Annotated in this window: 18 protein-coding genes; 16 read left to right on the forward strand and 2 right to left on the reverse strand. The window is 67.6% G+C overall.

The features are described from left to right. Positions 1 to 49: 49 nt before the first annotated feature. Positions 50 to 2,488, reverse strand: coding sequence for a DUF6067 family protein (locus tag LAO51_11980; GenBank protein ID MBZ5639455.1), 2,439 nt, complete (start codon positions 2,486 to 2,488; stop codon positions 50 to 52). A gap of 123 nt (positions 2,489 to 2,611) precedes the next feature. Between LAO51_11980 and LAO51_11985 the strand changes: the two genes are divergently transcribed. The 10 genes from LAO51_11985 to LAO51_12030 all read left to right on the forward strand — a co-directional run bounded on the left by LAO51_11985 (position 2,612) and on the right by LAO51_12030 (position 15,559). Continuing rightward, the gene (locus LAO51_11985; protein ID MBZ5639456.1) at positions 2,612 to 3,931 is read left to right on the forward strand and encodes an oligosaccharide flippase family protein; all 1,320 of its coding nucleotides are present in this window, start codon (positions 2,612 to 2,614) and stop codon (positions 3,929 to 3,931) included. 3 nt (positions 3,932 to 3,934) lie between these two features. Then, positions 3,935 to 5,389 carry a DUF362 domain-containing protein gene (locus LAO51_11990; GenBank protein ID MBZ5639457.1) on the forward strand — a complete coding sequence of 485 codons (1,455 nt, stop codon included), beginning with the start codon at positions 3,935 to 3,937 and terminating at the stop codon, positions 5,387 to 5,389. After that, positions 5,383 to 6,702, forward strand: coding sequence for a hypothetical protein (locus LAO51_11995; GenBank protein ID MBZ5639458.1), 1,320 nt, complete (start codon positions 5,383 to 5,385; stop codon positions 6,700 to 6,702). Before LAO51_11990 ends, LAO51_11995 begins: the two co-directional genes overlap by 7 nt. A 23-nt stretch (positions 6,703 to 6,725) precedes the next feature. Then, positions 6,726 to 7,922 carry a glycosyltransferase gene (locus LAO51_12000; GenBank protein ID MBZ5639459.1) on the forward strand — a complete coding sequence of 399 codons (1,197 nt, stop codon included), beginning with the start codon at positions 6,726 to 6,728 and terminating at the stop codon, positions 7,920 to 7,922. After that, a complete protein-coding gene (locus tag LAO51_12005) occupies positions 7,919 to 9,385 on the forward strand; it encodes an O-antigen polysaccharide polymerase Wzy family protein (GenBank protein MBZ5639460.1) in 1,467 nt (488 codons plus the stop codon). The genes LAO51_12000 and LAO51_12005 overlap by 4 nt, the downstream gene beginning before the upstream one ends. 175 nt (positions 9,386 to 9,560) lie before the next feature. After that, a complete protein-coding gene (locus LAO51_12010) occupies positions 9,561 to 10,766 on the forward strand; it encodes a glycosyltransferase family 4 protein (GenBank protein MBZ5639461.1) in 1,206 nt (401 codons plus the stop codon). Positions 10,767 to 10,792: 26 nt separating this feature from the next. Then, positions 10,793 to 12,679, forward strand: coding sequence for a sugar transferase (locus LAO51_12015; protein ID MBZ5639462.1), 1,887 nt, complete (start codon positions 10,793 to 10,795; stop codon positions 12,677 to 12,679). After that, positions 12,676 to 13,470: a GNAT family N-acetyltransferase gene (locus tag LAO51_12020; protein ID MBZ5639463.1), complete on the forward strand. Its 795-nt coding sequence runs from the start codon at positions 12,676 to 12,678 to the stop codon at positions 13,468 to 13,470. Before LAO51_12015 ends, LAO51_12020 begins: the two co-directional genes overlap by 4 nt. A 48-nt stretch (positions 13,471 to 13,518) precedes the next feature. Beyond that, positions 13,519 to 14,457 (forward strand): DegT/DnrJ/EryC1/StrS family aminotransferase, encoded by a 939-nt coding sequence (locus LAO51_12025; GenBank protein MBZ5639464.1) that lies wholly within the window; start codon positions 13,519 to 13,521, stop codon positions 14,455 to 14,457. 4 nt (positions 14,458 to 14,461) lie between these two features. Next, positions 14,462 to 15,559, forward strand: coding sequence for a GNAT family N-acetyltransferase (locus LAO51_12030; GenBank protein ID MBZ5639465.1), 1,098 nt, complete (start codon positions 14,462 to 14,464; stop codon positions 15,557 to 15,559). Positions 15,560 to 15,601: 42 nt separating this feature from the next. Here LAO51_12030 and LAO51_12035 read toward each other — a convergent pair whose 3' ends face one another. Beyond that, positions 15,602 to 15,982 carry a DUF4870 domain-containing protein gene (locus LAO51_12035; protein ID MBZ5639466.1) on the reverse strand — a complete coding sequence of 127 codons (381 nt, stop codon included), beginning with the start codon at positions 15,980 to 15,982 and terminating at the stop codon, positions 15,602 to 15,604. Between the two features lie 400 nt (positions 15,983 to 16,382). Here LAO51_12035 and LAO51_12040 point away from each other — a divergent pair, with 400 nt between their 5' ends. The 6 genes from LAO51_12040 to LAO51_12065 all read left to right on the forward strand — a co-directional run bounded on the left by LAO51_12040 (position 16,383) and on the right by LAO51_12065 (position 22,016). Further along, positions 16,383 to 16,625 (forward strand): ribbon-helix-helix domain-containing protein, encoded by a 243-nt coding sequence (locus LAO51_12040; GenBank protein MBZ5639467.1) that lies wholly within the window; start codon positions 16,383 to 16,385, stop codon positions 16,623 to 16,625. Continuing rightward, complete coding sequence (locus LAO51_12045) at positions 16,610 to 16,948, forward strand: type II toxin-antitoxin system PemK/MazF family toxin (GenBank protein ID MBZ5639468.1); 339 nt, start codon at positions 16,610 to 16,612, stop codon at positions 16,946 to 16,948. Before LAO51_12040 ends, LAO51_12045 begins: the two co-directional genes overlap by 16 nt. 87 nt (positions 16,949 to 17,035) lie before the next feature. Then, on the forward strand, positions 17,036 to 17,629 hold the full coding sequence (locus LAO51_12050) for a YceI family protein (protein MBZ5639469.1): 594 nt from the start codon (positions 17,036 to 17,038) through the stop codon (positions 17,627 to 17,629). 32 nt (positions 17,630 to 17,661) lie between these two features. Then, on the forward strand, positions 17,662 to 18,903 hold the full coding sequence (locus tag LAO51_12055) for an ATP-binding protein (protein ID MBZ5639470.1): 1,242 nt from the start codon (positions 17,662 to 17,664) through the stop codon (positions 18,901 to 18,903). A 91-nt stretch (positions 18,904 to 18,994) separates the two neighbouring features. Further along, positions 18,995 to 20,104 (forward strand): DegT/DnrJ/EryC1/StrS family aminotransferase, encoded by a 1,110-nt coding sequence (locus LAO51_12060; GenBank protein ID MBZ5639471.1) that lies wholly within the window; start codon positions 18,995 to 18,997, stop codon positions 20,102 to 20,104. Continuing rightward, a complete protein-coding gene (locus tag LAO51_12065) occupies positions 20,091 to 22,016 on the forward strand; it encodes a polysaccharide biosynthesis protein (protein MBZ5639472.1) in 1,926 nt (641 codons plus the stop codon). Before LAO51_12060 ends, LAO51_12065 begins: the two co-directional genes overlap by 14 nt.

The raw sequence follows: 22,016 nt of genomic DNA on the forward strand, positions 1-22,016 counted from the left end.
CATCACGCTCTTGCCAGCCGCATGCGGCGAGAAGAATTCGGTCACGTCGTCATCGAAGAACGTGAGGCCGGTGGCACCGAGGCGGAGGGCGTAGGCGGCGAGGTACAGCTTGCCGCCGATGATCGCGGCGTCGAGTTGGGCCCGTATGGAGGTGACACGAGGCCTTGCCCGAGGACTTCGTGGCGGTGTCGGCTTCCACCGAGCCCTCGTTCCCCTGGACCGGCACCACCTGCCAGCCGTCGAGATCGTCCTCGAACCCGGGGTTCGGCAGCGCCGCTACGGCGGACGCGGCGAGATCCCCCGCCGTGATCGGCGGCGGCGCATAAAACGGTAGTGCGACGAGGCGGAAGTCCCGCCCCTTGACCGGCACGGCCAACGCGCCGCCCTCGAGCGGGACCCTCTCCCCCGTCTCGAGGTCGACCCCGGCGTCGACCTTCCCCTTCAGCTTCAACCCCTCGAGCAACGGCCTCACCGCGACCGATCCGTCCGCCTTCGACGTGTTCCCCACGACGAGCAACGCGCGGCTCCCGTCCGGCTTGCGATACACGCTCACGAGCCCCCCCGGCGTGTCGCAGGCGACCCACGACCGGTCCCCCCAGTACCCGCGAAACTCGCTATCGGCCACGCCGAACAGCCGCTTCGCCTGGTAGTTCCGCATCGCCAGGCGGAGATTCAGGTTCCCCGGAAAGATCCCCGTGTCGTGCAGGTTCGTGAGCATCAGCAGCTCGCGCGTCGCCGCCTCCCCCTTCGCGAACTCCGACGGGATGTCCGGCAGGATGAACGGCGCCGGCCCCCACTGCTTCCCGGTGTGCTCCGCCCGCCACTTGTCGAGCGGGACCACGTCCATGAAGTGGTCCTCGACCTTCTGCCCAGGGTCGTGGTACTGCTCGCCGTCGAGCATCAGGTGGGCGAACGACAGGCTCGGGATCGCGAGCCAGCTGGACGTGTGGACGAACAGGAGCGGGTCCTTGTGTTTCTGGTAGAACAGGCAGTAGATCCGCTTGAACAGCTCCCGGAACGCCCAGATGTTGTACTGCGGCTGCCACTTCCCCTGGTCGTCCTCGTAGCCGCACCCGTGCAGCTTGTTGGAGCAGAACCACCACGAGCCGTCGATGTAGAGCCCGTCGATGCCGGTCTCGTCGATCAGCCGGTCGAGCTGGTAGATGTAGAACTGGGCGAAGCTGGAGCTTGGGCAGACGCCGTATTCCTCCTTGAGCGGGATCTGCTCGACCGGGTCGGGTCGCGGCCCCTCCCTCTGCGGCTTGCTCGACCACTCGGGTCCGAAGACCTGGATCTCCGGCGACGGCGTCCCGTCTCGGTACTTCCCCGTCCAGAACACGACCGCGGAGTATGGGACCACCTTTGTGGCCTCGGTGGTCGGATAGAAGGGAGCCCTCTCGCCCCGCTCCCGGGTCCGCTCGACCCACGCCTTCATGGCCGCCGGGTCCCTGGGGTAGAGAGTTCCCGGGTCGTCGCTGCCGGAGAGATTGTTGAATCCTGGCGCCCAGGCATGCCACGGATTGGTCACGTTCAGCGGGACCATGAGGTCGCGCCAGCCGGGCGGCATCGGGCGGGCGGGGGTGGCCATCAACCCGAACACCGTCTGCCAAGGCTTCGCGAGCGCGAACGGGCGATCCATCATCCGCACGCGAACGACCGTGGCACCGTTCCCGGGCTCGACCGACAGGACCGACTCCTTGTCGGCGACCTGCCAGTCCTTCGGCGATTCCGCGAACCAGCAGAGGCCGCGATCGTCGTCCCCGAGCCAGAGCAGCGGCTTGAAGTGGCTCTTGAGCCCCCCGGCCGGAAGCTCTCCGGCGTTGGTGAGGCGCGGGTCGCGAGACGCCTCGAACCAGTGGTAGTAGAGCGCACGCTCGGCCTTGAACGGGATGCGTAGCTCCAGCCCTTCCAGGACGACCGGTTTCGTCTCGGGACTCAGGCTGAGTGTGATCTTGATGCAGCCGTCGTACTCGAGGTGCGATGTCACACGGACCGTCACGCCGGCAGCGACGGTGACGGAGTCGAGATCCACCTGGTTCCGCGCAGGCGTTATCGCCTGGTGGTCTGCCGTCTGGAAAACGAGGTCCCTGCCCCCGATCTTGCCCACCAACGTGATAGGCCCAGCGAGGATCTCGCTCTTTTGGGAGGTCACTTGCCTTGGGAACAGGCTGCCAAGGAAATCGTACGATCGCCCCCAGCACCCGACTTTCCCTCCCGAGGCGGATATCGGCGCCCAGGGTGGCGGGATCTCGTCCGTGATTCCCAGCCGATTGTTCCCCCATTTCGCCCGGTCGCTAAGGACTTGACCGAGTTGGACGTCGGTGAGCGGCGGGGTGCCCGGGGCCGTCGGCGACGAGGCGGCCGATGTCTGCCCCGACGGGAGGACTGGCGTCTCCGGCCCGGCCTTACTGCGCGCCGACTCGCCCGAGGCAGAAAAGAGAATGACGGCCACCAGGGGGGCAGCGGTCCGGAACCGTCGTTGCGGCATGTTGCTCGCCTTCAAAGTAGAGCATTCTCCCGCCCCGCGAGTGCGCAGGCAAACCTCGAGCGATGGCGATGACCTGTCTCGTCGGCTTCGAGGGGTCCCCTCCTCCTGCTACACTTCCCGTCGATGTGCCTCGATCGCTCCCCCGACGGCGACCGCGAGATTCGGCCGCTGAGCTTGCGCCGGAACTTCTCGTGGACGCTCGCAGGCAATCTCGTCTACGCGGGATGCCAGTGGGGGATGCTGGTCGTGCTCGCCAAGCTGGTGAGCCCGGAGGACGTCGGACAGTTCGCCCTTGGACTGGCGGTCACGGCCCCCGTGTTCATGTTCACGAACCTGCAGTTGCGCGCGGTGCAGGCGACGGACGCGGCGGAGGAGTTTCTATTCGGAGATTACGTCGGCCTCCGGCTCGTGCTCACGGGGGTCGCGCTCCTCGCGGTGATCGCGATCGCCCTGGCGTCGGGGTACAGGATCGGGACCGCAGCAGTGCTCATCTCGATGGGTATCGCGAAGGCGTTCGAATCGGTGAGCGATGTGCTCTACGGCCTCATGCAGCATCGCGAGCGCATGGACCGAATCGCCGTTTCCATGATGATCAAGGGTACCGTGTCCGTCACGGTCCTCGCCGTGGCCACCTACCTTTCCCGGAGCGTTTTCGTTGGCGTGATCGCGCTCGCGGTCTCCTGGGCGGCGGTCCTTGCCGCGTATGACGTTCCCAACGCCATCTGGATCCTCCGTTCCGCGCCTAACGGAGCGCACGGGCCGGGCGTGCGTTGGGACCCGTCGACGTTACGGCGCCTGGCACTCACTGCCCTCCCGCTCGGATTCGTGACGATGCTCGTTTCCCTCAACGCGAACATCCCGCGGTATTTCATCGAGCACCTCCTCGGGGAGAAGCAGCTCGCCTACTACGCGGCGATGGCTTATCTCCTGGTCGCCGGCAATACGATCGTCGCCGCGATGGCGCAGTCGACGAGTCCGCGAATGGCCCGCTGTTACGCGACCGGCGACCGCGATTCCCTGCGCCGTCTCGTGAACCGCCAGGTCGTCGTGTGCCTGGCGCTGGGCGGCGGCGGGATCGTCGTGGCGATCTTCGGTGGAACCTGGATCTTGAGAATCCTCTACCGTCCGGAATACGCGGCTTACCCGCGGGTCTTCACGATCCTCATGGCCGCCGCGGCGATCGTCTACGTCGGCAGCGTGCTTGGCGGGGCGGTGACGGCCACTCGCTGGTTTCGGGGACAGTCCTATGTCCACCTCGCATCGCTCGTCGTGGTCCTGGCGTCAAATTACGCTATGATTCCGATTCTCGGCCTGGAAGGGGCGGCGTGGGCGCTCGTCCTCGTGTCGCTTTTCGCCACGCTGGCCTACGCACTCATATTCATGGGGCGCCTGACGCGCGGTGCCGGTTCGTCCCGGGCTGTGCCCTCATCGGATGCGGCTTAGATCATGGTCGATACCATCCTCGAACCGAACGTCGTGCACTGCGCCGTGGCGCCGGGACACGGTTACGACGCCGCGGAATCCGTTGCTGCGCCCGAGCTACCGTCGGGCCGCGCGTCAACGGCCGCGGCGATAGCACTTCGGCAGCTCCTCCGGCACGCGGGGCTGGATCGAGCGAGGTACGGCACCGCGGAGTGGAAACCTCTGCGGGAGATCGTCCGCGCCGGCGCCTCCGTCTTGCTCAAGCCGAACTGGGTCCTACACGAGAATCACTCCGGCTCGGGACTCGAGTCCCTGGTTACCCATGTCAGCGTGATCGAGTCCTTTCTCCCCTACCTCGCCCAAGTTAGGCCCGGCCGGGTCGTCATCGGCGACGCGCCGGTCCAGGGGTGCGATTTCCATGCTCTGGCGACCGCGGTCGGAATCGACGAGATCGTCGAGCGGTATCAACGGACCCTACCTGATCTCGTCGTTCGCGACTTTCGGCTCACGGAGCTGGTCGGCGCGCGGTCCTGGAGTCGTCTGCGCGAAACCGGTAGGTCCGCAGCGGACTACGTCCAGTTCGACCTTGGGTGCGACAGCCTGCTCGAGCCCCTTGCGGGGACCGCCGATCGGCTGCGCGTCACGATGTACGATCCGGGCAGGATGCAGGAGACGCACGCGCCCGGGCGTCATCGTTACCTGATCGCGCGCGAGGCGTTGGAGGCCGAGGTCGTCTTCAATCTCCCGAAGCTGAAGACGCACAAGAAGGCGGCGATCACCGGGGCCCTCAAGAATGCGGTCGGGATCAACGGTAGCAAGGCGTCCCTTCCTCACCATCGAAAAGGCAATTCGACAGTCGGAGGCGATTGCTATCGGGAGCGTTCGCTGATCAAGAGTTGGGCGGAAGACGTCCTCGACGCGATGAATCACACGGACAGCCGGGTCGCCCGGTACTCGCTGGCGAAGCTCGTCTCGACGCTGAAGCTCTACGCGTCCTCTCTCGGACAGGACGTGGATTTCGAAGGCTCGTGGTACGGGAACGATACGGTCTGGAGGATGAGCCTCGACATCCAGCGGATCCTGCACTACGGCCGCGCGGATGGCGGCCTGGCCGACGCCGCGCAGCGCGCGGTCCTCACCCTGACCGATGCCATCGTGGCCGGCGAGGGAGAAGGCCCGCTGGCCCCGACGCCGGTTCCGCTCGGGCTCCTGACGTTCGGGATCAACGTCGCGGCACTCGAATGGGCTCATGCCGGCTTGATGGGCCTCGATCCGATGGCGGTGCCGATCGTCCGCGAGGCGTTTTCCCAGTTCCGGTACCCTCTGGCGACCTTCTCGCCCTCGGACGTGAGCGTCGTTCTCGACGGGACACGGATTTCCCCCGAGGATCTGGCACGCCGCCACGGTCGCGCGTTCCTCCCCCCCAAGGGATGGCGCCAGCACTGCGAGAAGCAAGTCAGCGAGAAGGCGGCATGCTGAGCGCCGCACTCTGGAAGACCTATTTCCGTTTTCGCGACCTCGCGTCGTGGTGGGCGGACACCGACCGCTTTCTGGAATTGCGACCCGATGCAGCCCGACGCGACATGGCGGGCCGTCTTCTCGGCCAGGTTCGTCATTTCGCTTCCAGGCCCGACGCGCTTCCCGAGTGGAAGGATGCAGCGAAGATCACCGAGCCCGAGGACCTCTGGCGACTCTGGCCTTCGCTTCCGATCCTGCAGAAGGAAGACTTGAGGACAAGGTTCAATCCCTCCGAGATGATCCGGCGCATGGGCCTAGAGGGCGTTGTGTCCGCCACGGGAGGGTCAACGGGCGAGCCGACCCCCTATCTTCACGACCGCGGCATGCTTAGGGCCACCACGGCAACGCGCCTCTATTGCCGGCTGAAGTTCGGGTGGACGCCGGGAATGGCCACCGTGGGCGTGTGGGGTTCGGAGCGAGATATCGGCAAGCAGCGGTCCCTCCGCAATCAGGTATCGTCGAGGCTTCGAAATGACTGGATGGTGGACGGCTACGCTCTGGACCAGGGAACGGTCGACGCCTTTCTCGGTCTGCTGCGGAGACATCGGACCGTGGCGGTCTTCGGATTCTCGAGCATGCTCGAGTTCGTCGCCCGTGAAACCCTCGCGAGAGGTGATGGAGCGCCGTCCCACCACGTCCGAACCGCCTGGAACGGGGGCGAGATGCTCTACGAGCCGCAGTCGGCTCTTTTCGAGCGGGCGTTCGACGTGCCCATCCGCAATCTCTATGGCGGCCGTGAGCTTGGGGCGATGGCCTATCAGTGGGACCGCGGGAGGTCGCTGCGCGTGCTCCGACCCTGGGTGCTCCCGGAAATCGTGGACGACGACGGCAAACGGGTATCACCCGGAGAATCCGGCAGGCTTGTTTTCACGAGCACCGTCTGTCGCGGCACACCGTTCCTCCGCTACGACATCGGTGATATCGGTCGAAGCGACGCCCACTCCGAGAACGAGTCGGGCATCGTGGCCTTGAAACATCTGGAAGGGCGCTCGGCCGGGCTCATCCGGTTACCCGACGGGCGGACGGTAAGTTGTCTGTACTGGAATCACCTCTTCAAGGAGTTCCATGAGGTTCGACAGTTCCAGATCGTAGGTCACTCCGATTGCTCGATCGACATCCGCCTGCTCGGGGATCGAATGAGTCCAGATCGGGACGATCGTCTCAGGGCCACCCTTCGGGAATTCCTCGGGCCGGCGCGGTTCAGCGTGACGTACGTTGACGCGCTACCGAGGAGCCGCGAAGGGAAGCTGCAACAGACTCTGCGCGAGCCATGAACCCCGCGTCAATCCCCATACGCGTGCTGCAGGTGTTCGGCCAGATGAATCGCGGCGGTGCCGAACTCCGGACGCTCGAAATCATGCGTCGAACCAATCGCAGCGAGTTCCAACTCAAGTTCTGCGTGCTGAGCGGACTGGCCGGGGACCTCGACGACGAGATTCGCGCGCTCGGTGGATCTGTGCATCGTTGCCGTCTCGGGCCACTCTTCCCCTTGCGCTTCCGCCATCTAATCGCGCGCGAGGGCGTCGACGTGGTGCAGTCCCATGTCCACTACTTCTCGGGTTACGTGCTAGCCCTTGCAAAGCGCGCAGGGGTGCCGGTCCGCATCGCGCACTTTCGCAGCACCACGGACGGCCAGCCCGATACCCTCCGACGCCGAATTCAAAGGAAATGGATGCGGCGACTGATCGAACGGGATGCAACTCACGTCCTTGCGAACGGAAAGGCAGTGATGGAAGCAGCCTGGGGGCCCGATTGGGGCTCCGACGGACGACGCGAGATCGTCTTCAACGGGCTCGATCCAGCGCCGTACGCAGCCACGCCTGACAAGGACGGTCTTCGGAGGGAACTGCGTATTCCCGACAACGCGCGCGTTGTGATCCACGTCGGACGTCTCGACCGCCCGAAGAACCACACGAGACTGGTCCGCATTTTTCTGGAGTTGTCCCGTCTCGAGGGCAACACCTGGCTACTTCTGGTCGGTCGTGGCGGAAACCAACTCGAGGAGGTGATCCACCGCGATGTCACGCGCCTGGGTCTCCAATCCAAAGTACTCTTCCTGGGCCTTCGGAGCGACGTGCCACGCCTTATGCTGGGATCCGATCTCATGATATTCCCGTCCACCTGGGAAGGGCTCCCCGGAGTCCTGCTGGAGGCGTGCGCCGCGGATCTTCCGGTCCTTGCAAGCGACATCGCGCCGAATCGTGAGGTGGCGGACTTCTTCGAGTCCGTACGACTCCTTCCGTTGGCCGCATCGGACGCGGAATGGGCGTCCGTCGCGGCTGCTTTGTCCAAAGAGGCGCGGCGCTCTCGTGATGGCCCGGAGGCTATATTGCGCAGTCCTTTCTCGATTCGCGTTTGCGCGGAGGCGCATCGGACTGTATGGCAGGGTCGCTCACCGGACGCACTTCGAGACATCTACCGCCGGTTCGATCCAGTTTCTGGGACCTCGCTCGGGGACTCTGCCACGTCCTCGCGGTGGACAGAGCCATCGTGACCGCTAAAGACGCTCGCCGACTTGGTCACAGCTGTCTTGTGGTGCAGTTCTGCGTGCTTCTGTTCGTCCTCGCACTCGTCGGGATTTACCGAACGACGTCGCTGGATCCCGAGCGCGCGATCTATCCGACATCGGTTCTCCTGCTCGGCCTGTTGATTTGGTCGCTTTGGTCGTGGCGGGCTCTCACCGGCTCCCTCTTCGATCCTTATTGCCTCGTCTTCATCTCCGGGACGCTATTCAACGCCGGCCAGCCAATTCTTGAGGTCTTCGGGCTCAACAGGAACGGCATTTTGGACGGGATGTTTCCCGCCGACACCACGCTCAGTGCATTGCTGTTGGTGGCAATCGGCCTCTCCTCCCTTCACCTCGGGGCTCTGGCATGTCTCGCGAGGTCGCGAATCCAACCGCAGGGTCGGGGCGGACGTCCCGACGGTTCGTCTGAGCCATCCCAGGGCGACCTGCGGCTGGTGGGCGTCGCCCTCCTCGTGGTCTCGCTCGCTCCTGCGCTGATTCAACTGAGTAAGGCGGTCTCGGTGGTGATGGCGAGCGGCTATTTTGCCCTCTACCAGCAGGATTCGGTCTTCGGTGTCGCGGCCGCACCTCAGGTCCTAGCGGCCTTCCTGGTCCCGTCGGCCCTCTTCCTTCTGGCGGGGAGCAAGCACCGCCCGCGCACGGCCGCCATCTCGGTAATCGTGATCATCGGCTACGCCCTGGTTTCCTTCTTCCTCGGCGCCCGCGGCGGAGGCGCGTATCCGCTGGTGGCAGCAGCCTGGCTGTTTCACCGGTGGATCCGTCGCTTACCCCCATTGGTCATCGCTGTCGCGAGCTTTGCCGTCCTCTTCGTCGCTTTTCCTCTCATCCGAGAGACCCGGGGTATTGCTGGCGAGGCACGCCTTTCTGCTCCTGTTCTCGTCGACAGCTTCTCTTCCATCGACAACCCAGTCGCCGCCGTCGTCTCGGAGATGGGCGGGTCACTCCGCACAGTGGCTCATACGCTTGAACTAGTCCCTGCCAGCCGGCCATTCGATATGGGCGCGGGTTACATGTACGCGGCACTGGCCGTGATTCCGAACCTCTTTTGGGACGTTCACCCGGCCATGGGCCATGGGATTTATGCCGTATGGCTGGTGCAGACCGTCGAGCCGCTCTTGGCCCAAGTCGGTGGTGGCCTTGGCTTTTCTTTTATCGCGGAAGCCTACGCGAATTTCGGGTGGCCCGGGACCCCGCTGCTGTTCATGATCATGGGATTCCTCCTCGTCCGCATCGTCGTTTGGGCAGAATGGGGTGACCGACCCGCCCGATCCGCAATGCTCGCGAGCTTCCTGGCATTCCTGCTCTTCTTCCCCCGCAGCGAGAGCATCGTCGTCTTCCGGGCCTTGCTCTGGTACGGGTTTCTTCCTTACTGCATGGCGTTGGTGCTCCAGACGTACAGGATTTCCCGGCGAGCGCGGCGGGGTTTTTGAGAGTCAGCAGGTGTCGACACCCCCCTCATTGCCCAGCAAGCAGCGAGAAGGGCCAGATGATCTATTTCGGAGCATTGCGCGGCCGGACCAAGGCGCGTCGCGAAGTCTGCTTGTCACGCTGGCCTTTCGCTGACAATGGGCGGTCAGGACCCTGTTGAGGGAGACGGTTCTCGTAATGCGACTACTCATGCTCCTCGAATATCGGTTCCAGCGCACGCCCGACGGCACCGTCTGGACAGAAGGCGCCTTTTCGTACCCTTTCTTGATCCAGCGCCCGAAGGTCTTCGACAGTATCCGGGTATTGGCTCGCGTCAAGGACATACCAGAAAGACGCTCTAACTCGACTCGCGTCGATGGGCCTGGCGTGACGTTTGCCCCGGTCCCGAACTACGTGGGCGTCGGGCAGTATCTACTTCGCGCACAGCGGGTCCGCGCCGCGATCCGGCGCGCCTTCGAGCCCGGCGATGCCGTCGCGTTCCGCGGCGGGTCGCAGGTGGCGGCGACGCTCGCGCTCGCACTCCGAGAACGTCGCTACCCGTACGGCGTGCGTGTCGTCGGGGATCCCTACGAGGTTCTTGCACCAGGTGTCGTTAGTCACCCGCTGCGGCCCTTCCTCCGCTACTGGGTGACGCGGCAGCTCCGCCAGCAATGCGCCTGGGCGAGCGCCGTGGCCTACGTCACGTCGATGGTGCTGCAAAGACGTTATCCGGCGTCGCCCGGGGCATTCTCGACTCACTACTCGGACGTCGAGCTCCCTCCGGAAGCGTTCGTGGCGTCGCCCCGCTCCCTCTCGCCCGAAGGTCGCCCGTTTCGAATCGTCTTCGTGGGGGCCTTGGCGCAGATGTACAAGGGCGCGGACGTGCTCCTGGACGCCCTGGCGATGTGTGCGGGCAAGGGTCTGAGTCTCGAGGCGACCCTGGTGGGGGACGGACGCTACCGAGGGGCGCTCGAGGAACAGGCTGCGAAGCTGGGTCTCTTGGAGCGGGCCCGCTTCATCGGGCAGCTCGCGTCGGGAGCGGCCGTGCGAGAGGAGCTCGATCGGGGGGATCTCTTCGTCCTCCCGTCCCGCACCGAGGGGCTCCCGAGAGCCCTTCTCGAGGCCATGGCGCGAGGGCTGCCGTGCGTCGCGACGGCGGTCGGAGGAATCCCGGAGCTCTTGCCGGCGGCTGACACCGTGCCTCCCAACGACGCCCCCGCGCTGGCGCGGAAACTGGAGGAGGTGATCGCGTCGCCGGAGCGGCGAGCGGCGATGTCGCTCGCAAACCTCGAGACCGCTTCAGGCTACCGCGAGGACATGGGCGCGGCCCGTCGCGCGGCGTTCTACGGCGAGGTCCGGGATCGAACGGAGCGGTGGCGTCGCGATGCGGCGCGGCGCGTCTGAGAGGTCGTTCGCGAGCGTTTCCGTGTTTGACCCTCCGCAGGCCCACGGTCTACCCTTCGTGCGCCATGGGGATTCCCGATTCGAAGGCAACTGGCGCGACGATCGTCCACGTCACGAGCGTGCCGGAGACTCTCGGCTTCCTGGCCGGACAGATCGCCTACTCGGGGCGTCGCGGCATCGCCGCCCAGGTCGTGTCCTCCGGTGGCCCGGCGCTCAACGCGTTCGGGCGCGATCAGGAGGTTCCCGCCCACAAGGTGGCGATGCCGAGGCGCATCACGCCGTTCCGGGATTTCCGGGCGCTGTGGGCGATGGCGAAACTGCTTCACCGGCTGGCTCCCGACATCGTCCATTCCCACACCCCGAAGGGAGGACTCGTCGGGACGCTCGGTGCCTGGCTCGCCAAGGTTCCCGCGAGGATCTACCACATTCACGGCCTGCCCTACCTCACCGCAAGCGGCTCGAAACGGCGTCTGCTTCTGTGGACCGAGCGGGTCTCGTCGCGATTTGCGCACCAGGTGCTCTGCGTGAGCCCGTCGGTCCGTGACGTCGTCGTGGCGGATCGCATCTGTCCCCCGGCGAAGATCAAGGTCCTTTGCTCAGGGAGCATCGCCGGAGTGGACGCGGCGGCGCGTTTCGACCCCGCGCGGTTCGATACGCGGGCACGCCGGGAGGCACGGGAGCGGCTGGGGGTGTCGCCGGCCGCGGTGACCCTCGGTTTCGTGGGGCGCCTCGTGCGGGACAAGGGCATTCTCGAGCTCAGCGAGGCGTGGAGATCGCTCCGCGATCGGCAGCCGTCGCTGCACCTCGTGCTCATCGGCGAGTCCGAGCCGCATGATCCGCTGCCCGGCGGCCTTCTGGAAGGTCTCAGATCCGATCCGAGGGTGCATCTCGCCGGGCACATCGACGACATGCCGGCGGCCTATGCGGCCCTCGATCTGGTCGTCGTCCCCACCTACCGCGAGGGGTTCGGCCTCGTGGCGATCGAGGCCGCCGCCATGCAGATCGCCGTGGTGGCGAGCCGCGTCCCCGGTTGCGTCGACGCGGTCGTGGACGGCGTCACGGGCACCCTCGTTCCGCCGAGGGATCCCGCGGCTCTCGCTGCGGCGGTCACGACGTACCTGGAGGACGAGGGGCTGCGGCAGAAGCACGGCCGGGCGGGGCGCGAGCGGACGCTTCGGGACTTTCGCCCTGAAGACATCTGGAAGGCGACCCACCGCGAGTACGAGCGTCTCCTCCTAAGATCTCGGCGCTCCGGCTCGACCCTCGCGAAGAGGTCCTTCGACATCGCCGCTGCGGCGACGGGCCTGGTGCTGTTGTCCCCCCTTCTGGCGACGATCGCGCTGCTCGTCCGTGGGTTCATGGGCGCTCCCGTTTTGTTCCGGCAGGTGCGACCGGGCATCGGCGAGATCCCTTTCACGATGCTGAAGTTCAGGACGATGCTCGATCGCAGCGACCGCGATGGGCGTCCCCTCCCGGATTCCGAGCGCCTCACGCCACTCGGGAGGTTCCTGCGCCGGCTCAGCCTGGACGAGCTGCCGGAGCTCTGGAACGTGCTTCGAGGCGACCTGTCGCTGGTCGGGCCGCGACCGCTGCTGATGCGATACCTACCGTACTATTCGACCCACGAGCGGCTGCGCTTCGAGGTGCCCCCCGGGATCACCGGCTGGAGCCAGATTCACGGTCGGAATCGGTCGTCTTGGAACGAGCGCTTGGACTACGACGTCTGGTACGTGGAGCATCGATCGTTCCTGCTCGATCTGCGCATCCTCTTCATCACGCTGTGGAAGGTGGTCGGACGGTCCGGCGTCGTGGTGGACGCGCGATCGACCATGCTCAACCTCGACGAGGAGCGTCGCGGCAGAGTGGCTGACGTGTCCGCGCCAGGCCCGGTCGGCGGGCCGACGGTCCCATGAGCAGCGACGTGGCCATGCGTCCCGCACGACGGGAGGACGCCCCGGCCATCGTGGAGCTGTTCCACGCCGGGTTCAGTCCCTCGCTCGTCGACGCCACGATCTACGGGTGCCCGGGGGTCGCGCGCTACGTGGCGCAGCAGATCGGCGTCGCCGGCGGCCGATCCGACACGGTCTTCACGGTCGCGGAGACCGACGGGCGACTCGCGGCGTGCGTGGAGCTGCGGCGCCGCGCTTCCGACGTCTTCCTCAACTACATCGCGGTGGCCGGCGAGGCGCGGGGTCGGGGTGTGGGGACCGCGGTCCTGAGGGCTGCGATCGAGGGATGGTCCGTCGGCGGCCGATGCACCTTCAGCCTCGACGTCTTCGAGGAGAACTCCTCGGCGGCGTCCTGGTACGAGAGGCTGGGGCTCCGGGACGTCCAGCGCTCGAGCCTCTGGAACGTGCCGCTCCGTGGCGACGAGGGCACGGCGGAAGGCTGGACGGTGTCGGGATGGCCCCAGGCGGAGGCGAGCCAGCGCGAGTTCGGTTTCTCGGCGTTCGACGCGGTCGGCCCCGACGCGAGGTACACGGTGGGGCGCCTCGGCTCGCGTTGGTTCCGGCTGACCGAAGCGACCGCGCTCGGCCGCGACGGTCTCCGAGCCCTGCTGCGGGAGCTGGACCCGGGGCGGCGCGTTCTCGCCATCGCAACGGGGGGCGACGACGCCGTCGCCACGATCGCGGGGGCCGCGCTGCTGGTTAGGTCCCGCCGGATGAGCGCCGAGCTGGGAACGGTCCTGGAGCGCCTCGGATAGCGCGCCGCCGCGCTCGCGTCGGCCGCCGACGCAGGAGCCACGTCCCCGATGATCGTCGAGAAGATCGCCGTCGAGCCGGAGCGCTTTCGCAGACCCTGGTTCCGCTTCGCCAACGCACGCTCCGCGTTCCGCGCCTACCTCGAGGCCGTCGCTCGTCGCCGGGAGGGAAGGGTGCTCCTCCCGGCCTACATCGGGTGGTCGCCGCGCGAGGGCTCGGGGGTCTTCGATCCGATCGCGGAGCTGGGGCTTCCGTTCGCCTTCTACCGGGTCGACGAGACGCTCTCGATCGACGTCGACGATCTCGAGCGCGTCCTCCGGGAAGGCGCGGCGGACGTGCTGGTCCTGATTCACTACTTCGGCCGCGTCGAACCCGGCTACGCGGACGCGGTCGGCCTGGCCCGACGCCACGGCGCGCTGGTGCTCGAGGACGAAGCTCACTCCATGCTGAGCGACCTCGTCGGGGGAATCTCGGGGCGGCTGGGGGACGCGTGCATCTTCTCGCTGCACAAGCTCCTGCCGGTCGGTGGCGGCGGACTGCTCGTGCTGAATCCCGGCGCGGCGCACCTCGCGGCGGTGGTGGGCGGGTCGCCCGATGGGGCAACGCCCTGGGATTACGATCTGGCCGCCATCGCCTCGCGGCGACGCGACAATTTCCGGGAGCTCTTGCGGATGATCGAGCCGCTGCGAGGGAGGCTGGATCCGCTCTGGGGCGACCTCGGCGACGGCGAGATCCCGCAGACACTTCCCGTGCTGGTGAGGACCGTGCCGCGGGACCGGCTGTACGCCGTCGCCAACGAGCACGGGTTCGGCGTGGTGAGCCTCTACCACACCCTGATCCGCGAGATTCCCGCGGACCGGTTCCCGGCTTCATTCTGGCTTTCAAGGCGCATTCTCAATTTGCCGGTCCATCAGGACATGGATCCCGAACGGGCGAGCGCGCTCGCGACCGCGCTCGCGACGTACGTGGACGACCTGGCTCGGGGATGAAGGGATGAGATCGGATCGAGATTGGAGCGGTCCCCGCGTCCTCGACCCGGACGATTCAGGGGATCTCGCGGAGTGGCTTCGGCTGTGGAGCGACTGGCCGGAGCGGGAGGTCCAGGCTCATCCGGGGTACGGGCGGCTGTTCCTTTCGGACGCCTCCGAGCGCCTGGCGTGCCTCGCATGGCAGGGCGCCGAGGGGGCGGTCCTCTACCCGTTCATCCTGCGTGACCTCTCCGCCGCGCAATGGTGGAGCCCGGGCGAGGGACCCACCTTCGATATCGTGACCCCCTACGGTTACGGCGGTCCGTATCTCCTGCACGCCGACGACCCGAAAGCGCTCGCGAGGCGGTTCTGGCCCGAGCTCGACCGCTGGGCCGTCCGGCAGGGCGTCGTCAGCGAGTTCGTCCGGTTCTCGCTCTTCCGGGAAGCGCTCCTCGACTACCCCGGCGAGACGGAGCAGAAGCTCCTGAACGTGGTGCGGGATCTGCGTCCGGATCCCGAGGCCCTGTGGATGGACTTCGAGCACAAGGTGCGGAAGAACGTCAAAAAGGCGAGGCGGAGCGACGTGCGCGTCGAGGTGGATCCCGCGGGAGCCCGGATCGAGGACTTCCTTCGCATCTACCGACAGACCCTGGACCGGCGCGGCGCCGACCCCGGCTACTACTTCTCCCCCGAGTTCTTCGCCTCGCTCCATCGCGTTCTCCCGGAACAGTTCGCTTATTTCCACGCCATCGCCGGCTCGCGGGTCGTCTCGACGGAGCTGGTGCTCCTCTCCGCGAGCACCGCGTACTCGCTCCTCGGCGGGACCGACCAGGACGCGTTCGAGCTGCGGCCGAACGACCTGCTGAAGTTCGAGATCATGCTCTGGCTGCGGCAGCGCGGGTTCGCTCGCTTCGTGCTCGGCGGCGGCTACGAGCCCGACGACGGGATCTTCAGGTACAAGGCCTCGTTCGCGCCGGGGTCCACCCTGCCCTTCGTCGTGGGAAAGCGAGTGCTGCTCCCCGACCTCTACGAGCGCTTGGTCGACTCCCGCCGGCAGAACGAGCGGAAGCTCGGCCGCGAGTGGTCGCCGAAGCTAGGGTACTTCCCGGAGTATCGGGGGTGAGTCAACCGCCGGCGCGGGGATGACGATCTCGCTAGCCCTCCCTCACCTCGGCCACACACCCACCAGCGGGTAGCGGTAGTAGTTCCCGTCCGAGGCCTTCACCGCGCCGACGATCGGCAGCGCGATCGCCGCCAGCGCCAGCAGGATCCAGAGCAGGATCACGAGCGGAATCAGCACGATGGTGATCCAGAGCACGGCGGTGACCGCGATCGTCAGGAAGACGCCGATGTTGAGGAAGAGCGCCTGCTTGGCGATGCTCGAGATCACCTTCGAGTCCTTCTTCATCAGGAGGATGATGATCGGCACCAGCACCCCGCCGCAGGGGATGATGTAGCCCGCCAGGCCCGAAAGATGCGTCAAGACGGCGAAGCCCCGCTCCTCGGGCGCGATCACGTACCCGGCTCCCTGTTGCGGCTCCCCCATGATCCCCTCCCTCGCGGCGACGGCCCGCGGCACTGACGCCGACGCAGGATAGCTCACCTCGACCCGGCTTCGGTTCCGCGGGCGGGGGTCGATCGACCCGTCGCGCCGGCACCACCCCGCGGACCGCATCTCGCGCTCGGCAACCGGTGGTACGCGCGCCCTCCCATGGAGGTTCCGAGCCACCTGATCGTTCGAGCCGGGAGAGTCGTCGAGATGACGGAACGCGCTCCGGCTCTCTAGCGCTCCGCGAACGGCAACTCGAATGGCGTGCAATCTTGCATTTGGAATGCAAATTTGCAGTCTCCGCCGATTCGCCCCGCCCTCGTCGGACCTATTCCCGGCGACGCGGCGCTTGCCGTGCCCTGAGGTATGACGTATCTTCATACCCGGAGGTTTCCGCATGCGTCGTAAGAAGGTCGCCATCTCCATCGACTCGACCACGCTGAAACGGGTGGACGACCTCGTCTATCGCGCCGTCTTTCCGAATCGGAGCCAGGCCATCGAAACCGCCGTGCGGGAGAAGCTCGCCCGGCTCGAGCAGGGCCGCCTCGCCCGGGAATGCGCGAAGCTCGATCCCGCGTTCGAGCGGGACCTCGCGGAGGAGGGGGTCGCCGAGGATCTGCGCCGATGGCCCGAATACTGAGAGGCGAGATCCGCTGGGCCGACCTCAGCCCCTCGAGAGGGAGCGAGCAGGCCGGTAGGAGACCCGTTCTCGTCCTGAGCCAGGACGTGTTCAACGAGCGCTCGGGAACGGTCATCGCGGTCGCCCTGACGAGCCGTCCGCAGCGGGCGGGGTTTCCCCTGGCCCTCGAGATCGCGTCCAAAGGGCTGCCGAAGAGGTCGTGGGTGAAGATCGGCCAGATCCGGACGCTCGCCGCCGAGCGCATCGGAGCCCGGATCGGCCGGGCTTCGCCCGAGGAGATCGAGGCGGTCCTCGAGGGTTTCAACGAGATCTGCGGCCGCTGACGCTTCTCCCCTTCCGGTGGTACGGGCGCCTCGCCTCCGGTAGGCTCGTTCTCATCGCGGCCGGCGAGGCCGGGAGAGGAGCCCCGAATGAGCCGACGAATCTCGAGGGCCACGGCGATCGGATTCCTGCTCCTCTCCGCACTCGCACCCCGCCTCCCGGCCGCCGAGCGCGTGGTCACGCTCGACCCCAAGGCGAGCGAGGTCTCGTTCACGCTCGACACGACGTTCCACACCGTCCACGGAACCATGCGCCTGACCCACGGCGTGCTCCGCTTCGATTCCGAGACCGGCGCGGCCTCGGGCGAGATCGAGGTGGACGCCCGGGGCGGGGAGACGGGGAATGGAAGGCGCGACCGGAAGATGCACGACGCGATCCTCGAGAGCGCGCGGTTCCCGGCGATCGCGTTCCGTCCGCAGCGCGTCGCGGGGCGCGTGGCGGAAACGGGCCGCAGCGACGTGAGGCTCGCGGGAGCGATGAGCCTCCACGGCGCGGATCACCCGATGACGCTCCCTTTGAGCGTGACCGTGGACGGCGGGAACGTGAAGGCCGAGGCTCGGTTCGAGGTGCCCTACGTCGAGTGGGGTATGGAGGACCCGAGCTTCCTGTTCGTCCGGGCCGAGAAGCGCGTGGTCGTGTCCGTGCGCGCGGAGGGGCGGATCGGCGCCGCGCGGGCTCCTTGACGATTCGACCCTACTCGAATAATTATTCGGGTATGGTCGAATCGGTGCTCGGGCTGGACTACCGAGGGTGCCGCGCCCTCCTGGAGGAGCGCCTCAGGGAGCCGGCGCCCGGACGGGTCCAGATCCTCACCGGGCCGCGTCAGGTCGGGAAGACGACCCTCCTGCTCGACCTGGCGCGCCATCGGAGCGGAGGCACGGTCTATGCCGCCGCCGACGGGCCCGAGGCGAGGCTCCCGGGGTTCTGGGAGCGGACCTGGGCCGAAGCCGAGGACCAAGCGCATCGTCGCCGGAAGGCCTACCTGTTCCTCGACGAGGTCCAGCACGTCGCCGACTGGGCCATCCGCCTCAAAGGGAACTGGGACCGACTCCGGCGCGAGCGGATCCCGCTCCACGTGGTCGTCTCGGGGTCGTCGGCCGTCAGACTCGGAGCGGGGTCGAAGGAGAGCCTCGCGGGCCGCTTCGAGCGGCTCACCCTGAACCACTGGCCCGCGTCGGCGCTGGTCGGTGTCCTGGGTCTCGGCCGCAAGAACGCCCCACGGGATCTCGTCCGTTGGGGCTCCTACCCGGGAGCCGTCCCCCTGCGGAGCGATCCCGCGCGCTGGCGCGCCTACGTCCGGGATGCGATCGTGGAGCCCGCGATCGGACGCGACGTCCTCGCGCTGGGCGTCGTGCGGAAGCCGGCGCTCCTGCGTCAGGTCTTCTGGATCTGCGTCGCCTCACCCGCGCAGATCGTGTCGGTTCAGAAGCTCCGTGGACGACTCGACGATCCGGGGTCCCTCGAGACCGTCGCCCACTACCTCACGCTGCTGGAGGACGCTTACCTCGTCGCTGCGCTCGAGAGGTACTCCGCCCGGGTCATCCGGCGCCGGAGCGCCCCTCCCAAGATCGTGGTCCTCAACAACGCGTTGCTCGCCGCAGGCGATCCCCTCGGCGCGCCCGACCCCTCGAAGGACCCCGCACGGTTCGGCGCGTGGGTGGAGAACGCCTGCCTCGCTCACGCCTGGAACCAGGGGCAGCACGTTTCCTACTGGCGCGAGGAGCCGTTCGAGGTGGACGCGATTCTGGACGGGACCTGGGGGCGCTGGGCGATCGAGGTGAAGAGCGGTCCGTTCGAAGTTTCCGATCTCAGAGACCTCCTGGAGTTCTGCCGCCGCGAGCCGCGCTTTCGGCCGCTGGTCGTGACCGGCGAGAAGGGAGCCGCTGCCGCCGGAAGAGCGGGTGTCCCGTCGGTGACCTGGCCGGAGTTCCTGCTCGAGGGCCCGCCTCGGGACTGACCTCCGTCCCCCTGTCGTACAATCCCGCTCCGCGACCTCGATCCCCGACTCGCGCGCTCGCGGAGGGAGCCCCATGCCCGAACCGATCTCCATGTCCGCCCCGGACCTCGACGAGTCCGACGTGAAGGCGGTGCTCGAGGTGCTGCCCACGGGGCGGCTGTCCATCGGCCCCAAGATCGAGGAGTTCGAGAGGGCCGTGGCGGAGTACGCCGGGGTCCCCCACGCGGTCGCGGTCTCGTCCGGGACGGCGGCGCTCCACCTCGCGGTCAAGGGGCTCGGGATCGGCCCCGGGGACGAGGTGCTGGTCCCCTCCTTCACCTTCGCGGCCAGCGTCAACGCGATCCTCTACGAGCGCGGGACCCCGGTGTTCGTGGACGTCGAGCCCGACACGTACAACCTGGACCCCGCCGACCTCGAGCGGAAGGTCACGCCGCGGACCCGCGCGATCATGGCGGTGGACGTGTTCGGCCACCCGGTGGAGTGGGACGCCGTGCTCGCCGTCGCCCGGCGGCACGCGCTCGCGGTCGTCGACGACTCGTGCGAGGCGCTGGGGGCCGAGTACCGGGGGACGCGCCTCGGGCGGTTCGGCGACGCCGCGGCGTTCGCGTTCTACCCGAACAAGCAGATCACGACGGGCGAGGGAGGGATCCTGGTCACGGCCGACGAGAGGATCGCGCGCCTCGCGCGGAGCCTCAGGAACCAGGGGCGGAGCGAGATGGGCGCCTGGCTCGAGCACGAGCGGCTCGGGTTCAACTACCGGATGGACGAGATGAGCGCGGCCTTGGGCGTCTCGCAGCTCAGGCGGCTCGAGAGCCACGTCGCCAAGCGCGCGCGCGTCGCCCGGATGTACGGCGAGCGGCTCGCCGGCCTCGACTGGGTGCGGCCGCCCATCGTCCGCCCCCACGTCAGGATGAGCTGGTTCGTGTACGTGGTCACGCTCGAGGAGGGGCTCGACCGGGGGCCGGTGATGGCCGCGGTCGAGGCGCGGGGGGTCCCGGTGAGGGCCTATTTCAGCCCGATCCACCTCCAGCCTTACATCCTGGGGGAGGTTGGGCTAGAATCCGCCGACCTGCCGGTCACGGAGGCGGTGGCCCGGAGGACGATCGCGCTCCCGTTCCACAACAACCTCACCGAGGGGGAGGTGGAGCGGGTCGTCGAGGCGGTCGAGGAGGCGGTCACGGAGGTCCATGGCTCCCGTTAGCGCCGTGAGGCGCGCCGCAGAGCGGGTCTGGGCGTCCAACACGGCTCGCTGGCTGATCCTGCTGTCCCTCGACGGCGGGATCGCCGCGGCGAGCTTCTGGACCGCGATGATGCTCCGCTTCGACGGGCGGGTCACGACCCCGTACGCGGAGGAGCTGCCGGGGCTCATACTGGTCCTGGCCGGCTGCCGCATGCTCGCCAACCTCGGCTTCCGCCTGCACCGGTGGTCGTTCCGGTTCTCGAGCCTGACCGACGGCGCCCGGATCGGCGGGGCCGGCCTCTCCGGCTCCTGCTTGTTCATCGCGGTCCTCTACCTCCTCGAGGTGCACGGCACGCCGCGGTCGGTGGTGGTCCTCGAGCTCCTGCTCTCGACCGCCCTGATGGGTGCTCTGCGCTTCTCGCCCAGGCTCGCCGGCCTCTACGCGTCGGACCTGGCGCGGAGCTTCAGGAAGGGGACCGTCCGCACGCTGATCGTCGGCGCGGGGTCGGCGGGCGAGATGCTCCTCCGGGACGTCCAGCGCTCGGGAGGGCACGACTACCAGGTGGTCGGGTTCGTGGACGACGACCCCGGCAAGTGGGGGATGATCGTCGGCGGGAGGAAGGTGCTGGGGGCGATCGCCGAGCTGCCGCGGATCGCCGCGGCGACCCACGCGGTCCAGGTCCTGATCGCGATCCCGAAGCTCCAGGGGAAGCGGATCCGGGAGATCCTGTCGCTCTGCGCCGATCTCAAGCTGCGGTTCAAGATCCTTCCGGTGTCGTTCGCGTACCTCCAGCAGCGCGGCGCCGCGCAGATGATCCAGGACCTGTCGCCGGACGACCTCCTCATGCGCGACCCCGTGACGTTCGCGGATGGCGGAACGCCGGAGGCGATGGCGGAGCGGACGGCCCTCGTGACCGGCGCGGGCGGCTCCATCGGCAGCGAGATCTGCGTCCAGCTCCTCAAGGCCGGGGTCAAGTCCCTGGTCATGGTGGAGATGAACGAGAACGGCATGTACCTCCTGGGCCGGCGCCTCGCCCGCGAGTACCCCGGGCGCGAGGTGTCGATGGAGGTCGCGGACGTCCGGGATCCCGGGCGGGTGCGGGCGCTGTTCCGGAAGTACCGGCCCCGGGACGTCTTCCATGCCGCGGCGCACAAGCACGTGCCGCTCATGGAGACGGCCCCCGGCGAGGCGGTCAAGAACAACATCCTGGGCACCCGGAACGTCGCCCTGGCGGCGCACGAATTCGGCGCCGAGCGGTTCCTGTACATCTCCACCGACAAGGCGGTCCGGCCGACCAGCGTGATGGGGACGAGCAAGAGGATCGGCGAGATGGTCGTGAGGGCCATGGCGCGGCGGTCCTTCACCCGGTTCTGCGCCGTCCGGTTCGGGAACGTCCTGGGCTCGGCCGGCTCCGTCGTCCCGCTCTTCCGCGACCAGATCGCGGCCGGCGGGCCCGTGACCGTGACGCACCCCGACGTGCGCCGGTATTTCATGACGATCTCGGAAGCGGTGTCGCTCGTCCTGCGCGCGGCGTACGGCGACTACTCCGAGCTGTGCGTCCTCGACATGGGGGAGCAGATCCGCATCCTCGACCTCGCGCGCCACATGATCACGATGGCGGGGCTCGTGCCGGACGTGGACGTGCCCATCGTGTTCACAGGGCTGAGGCCCGGGGAGAAGCTCTACGAGGAGCTGCTCACCGAGGAGGAGGAGCGGCAGCAGAGGGTCCACGAGAAGATCTTGGCCGCCGAGTGCCCCGCCCCGCCGGAGGACCTCGACGCGTGCATAGAGGAGCTGGCCGACGCCGCGGAGTCCGGCCGGGCCACCCGGGTGATCGAGGTGATGCGCCACCTGGTCCCGCGCTACCGGCCGCACGGCCTCACGCTCGTGGACGAGGAGGAGATCGAGCGGGCCGACGTCGGGAGCGCGTAG

The organism is Terriglobia bacterium (assembly GCA_020073205.1).
Taxonomy (GTDB): Bacteria; Acidobacteriota; Polarisedimenticolia; order Polarisedimenticolales; family JAIQFR01; genus JAIQFR01.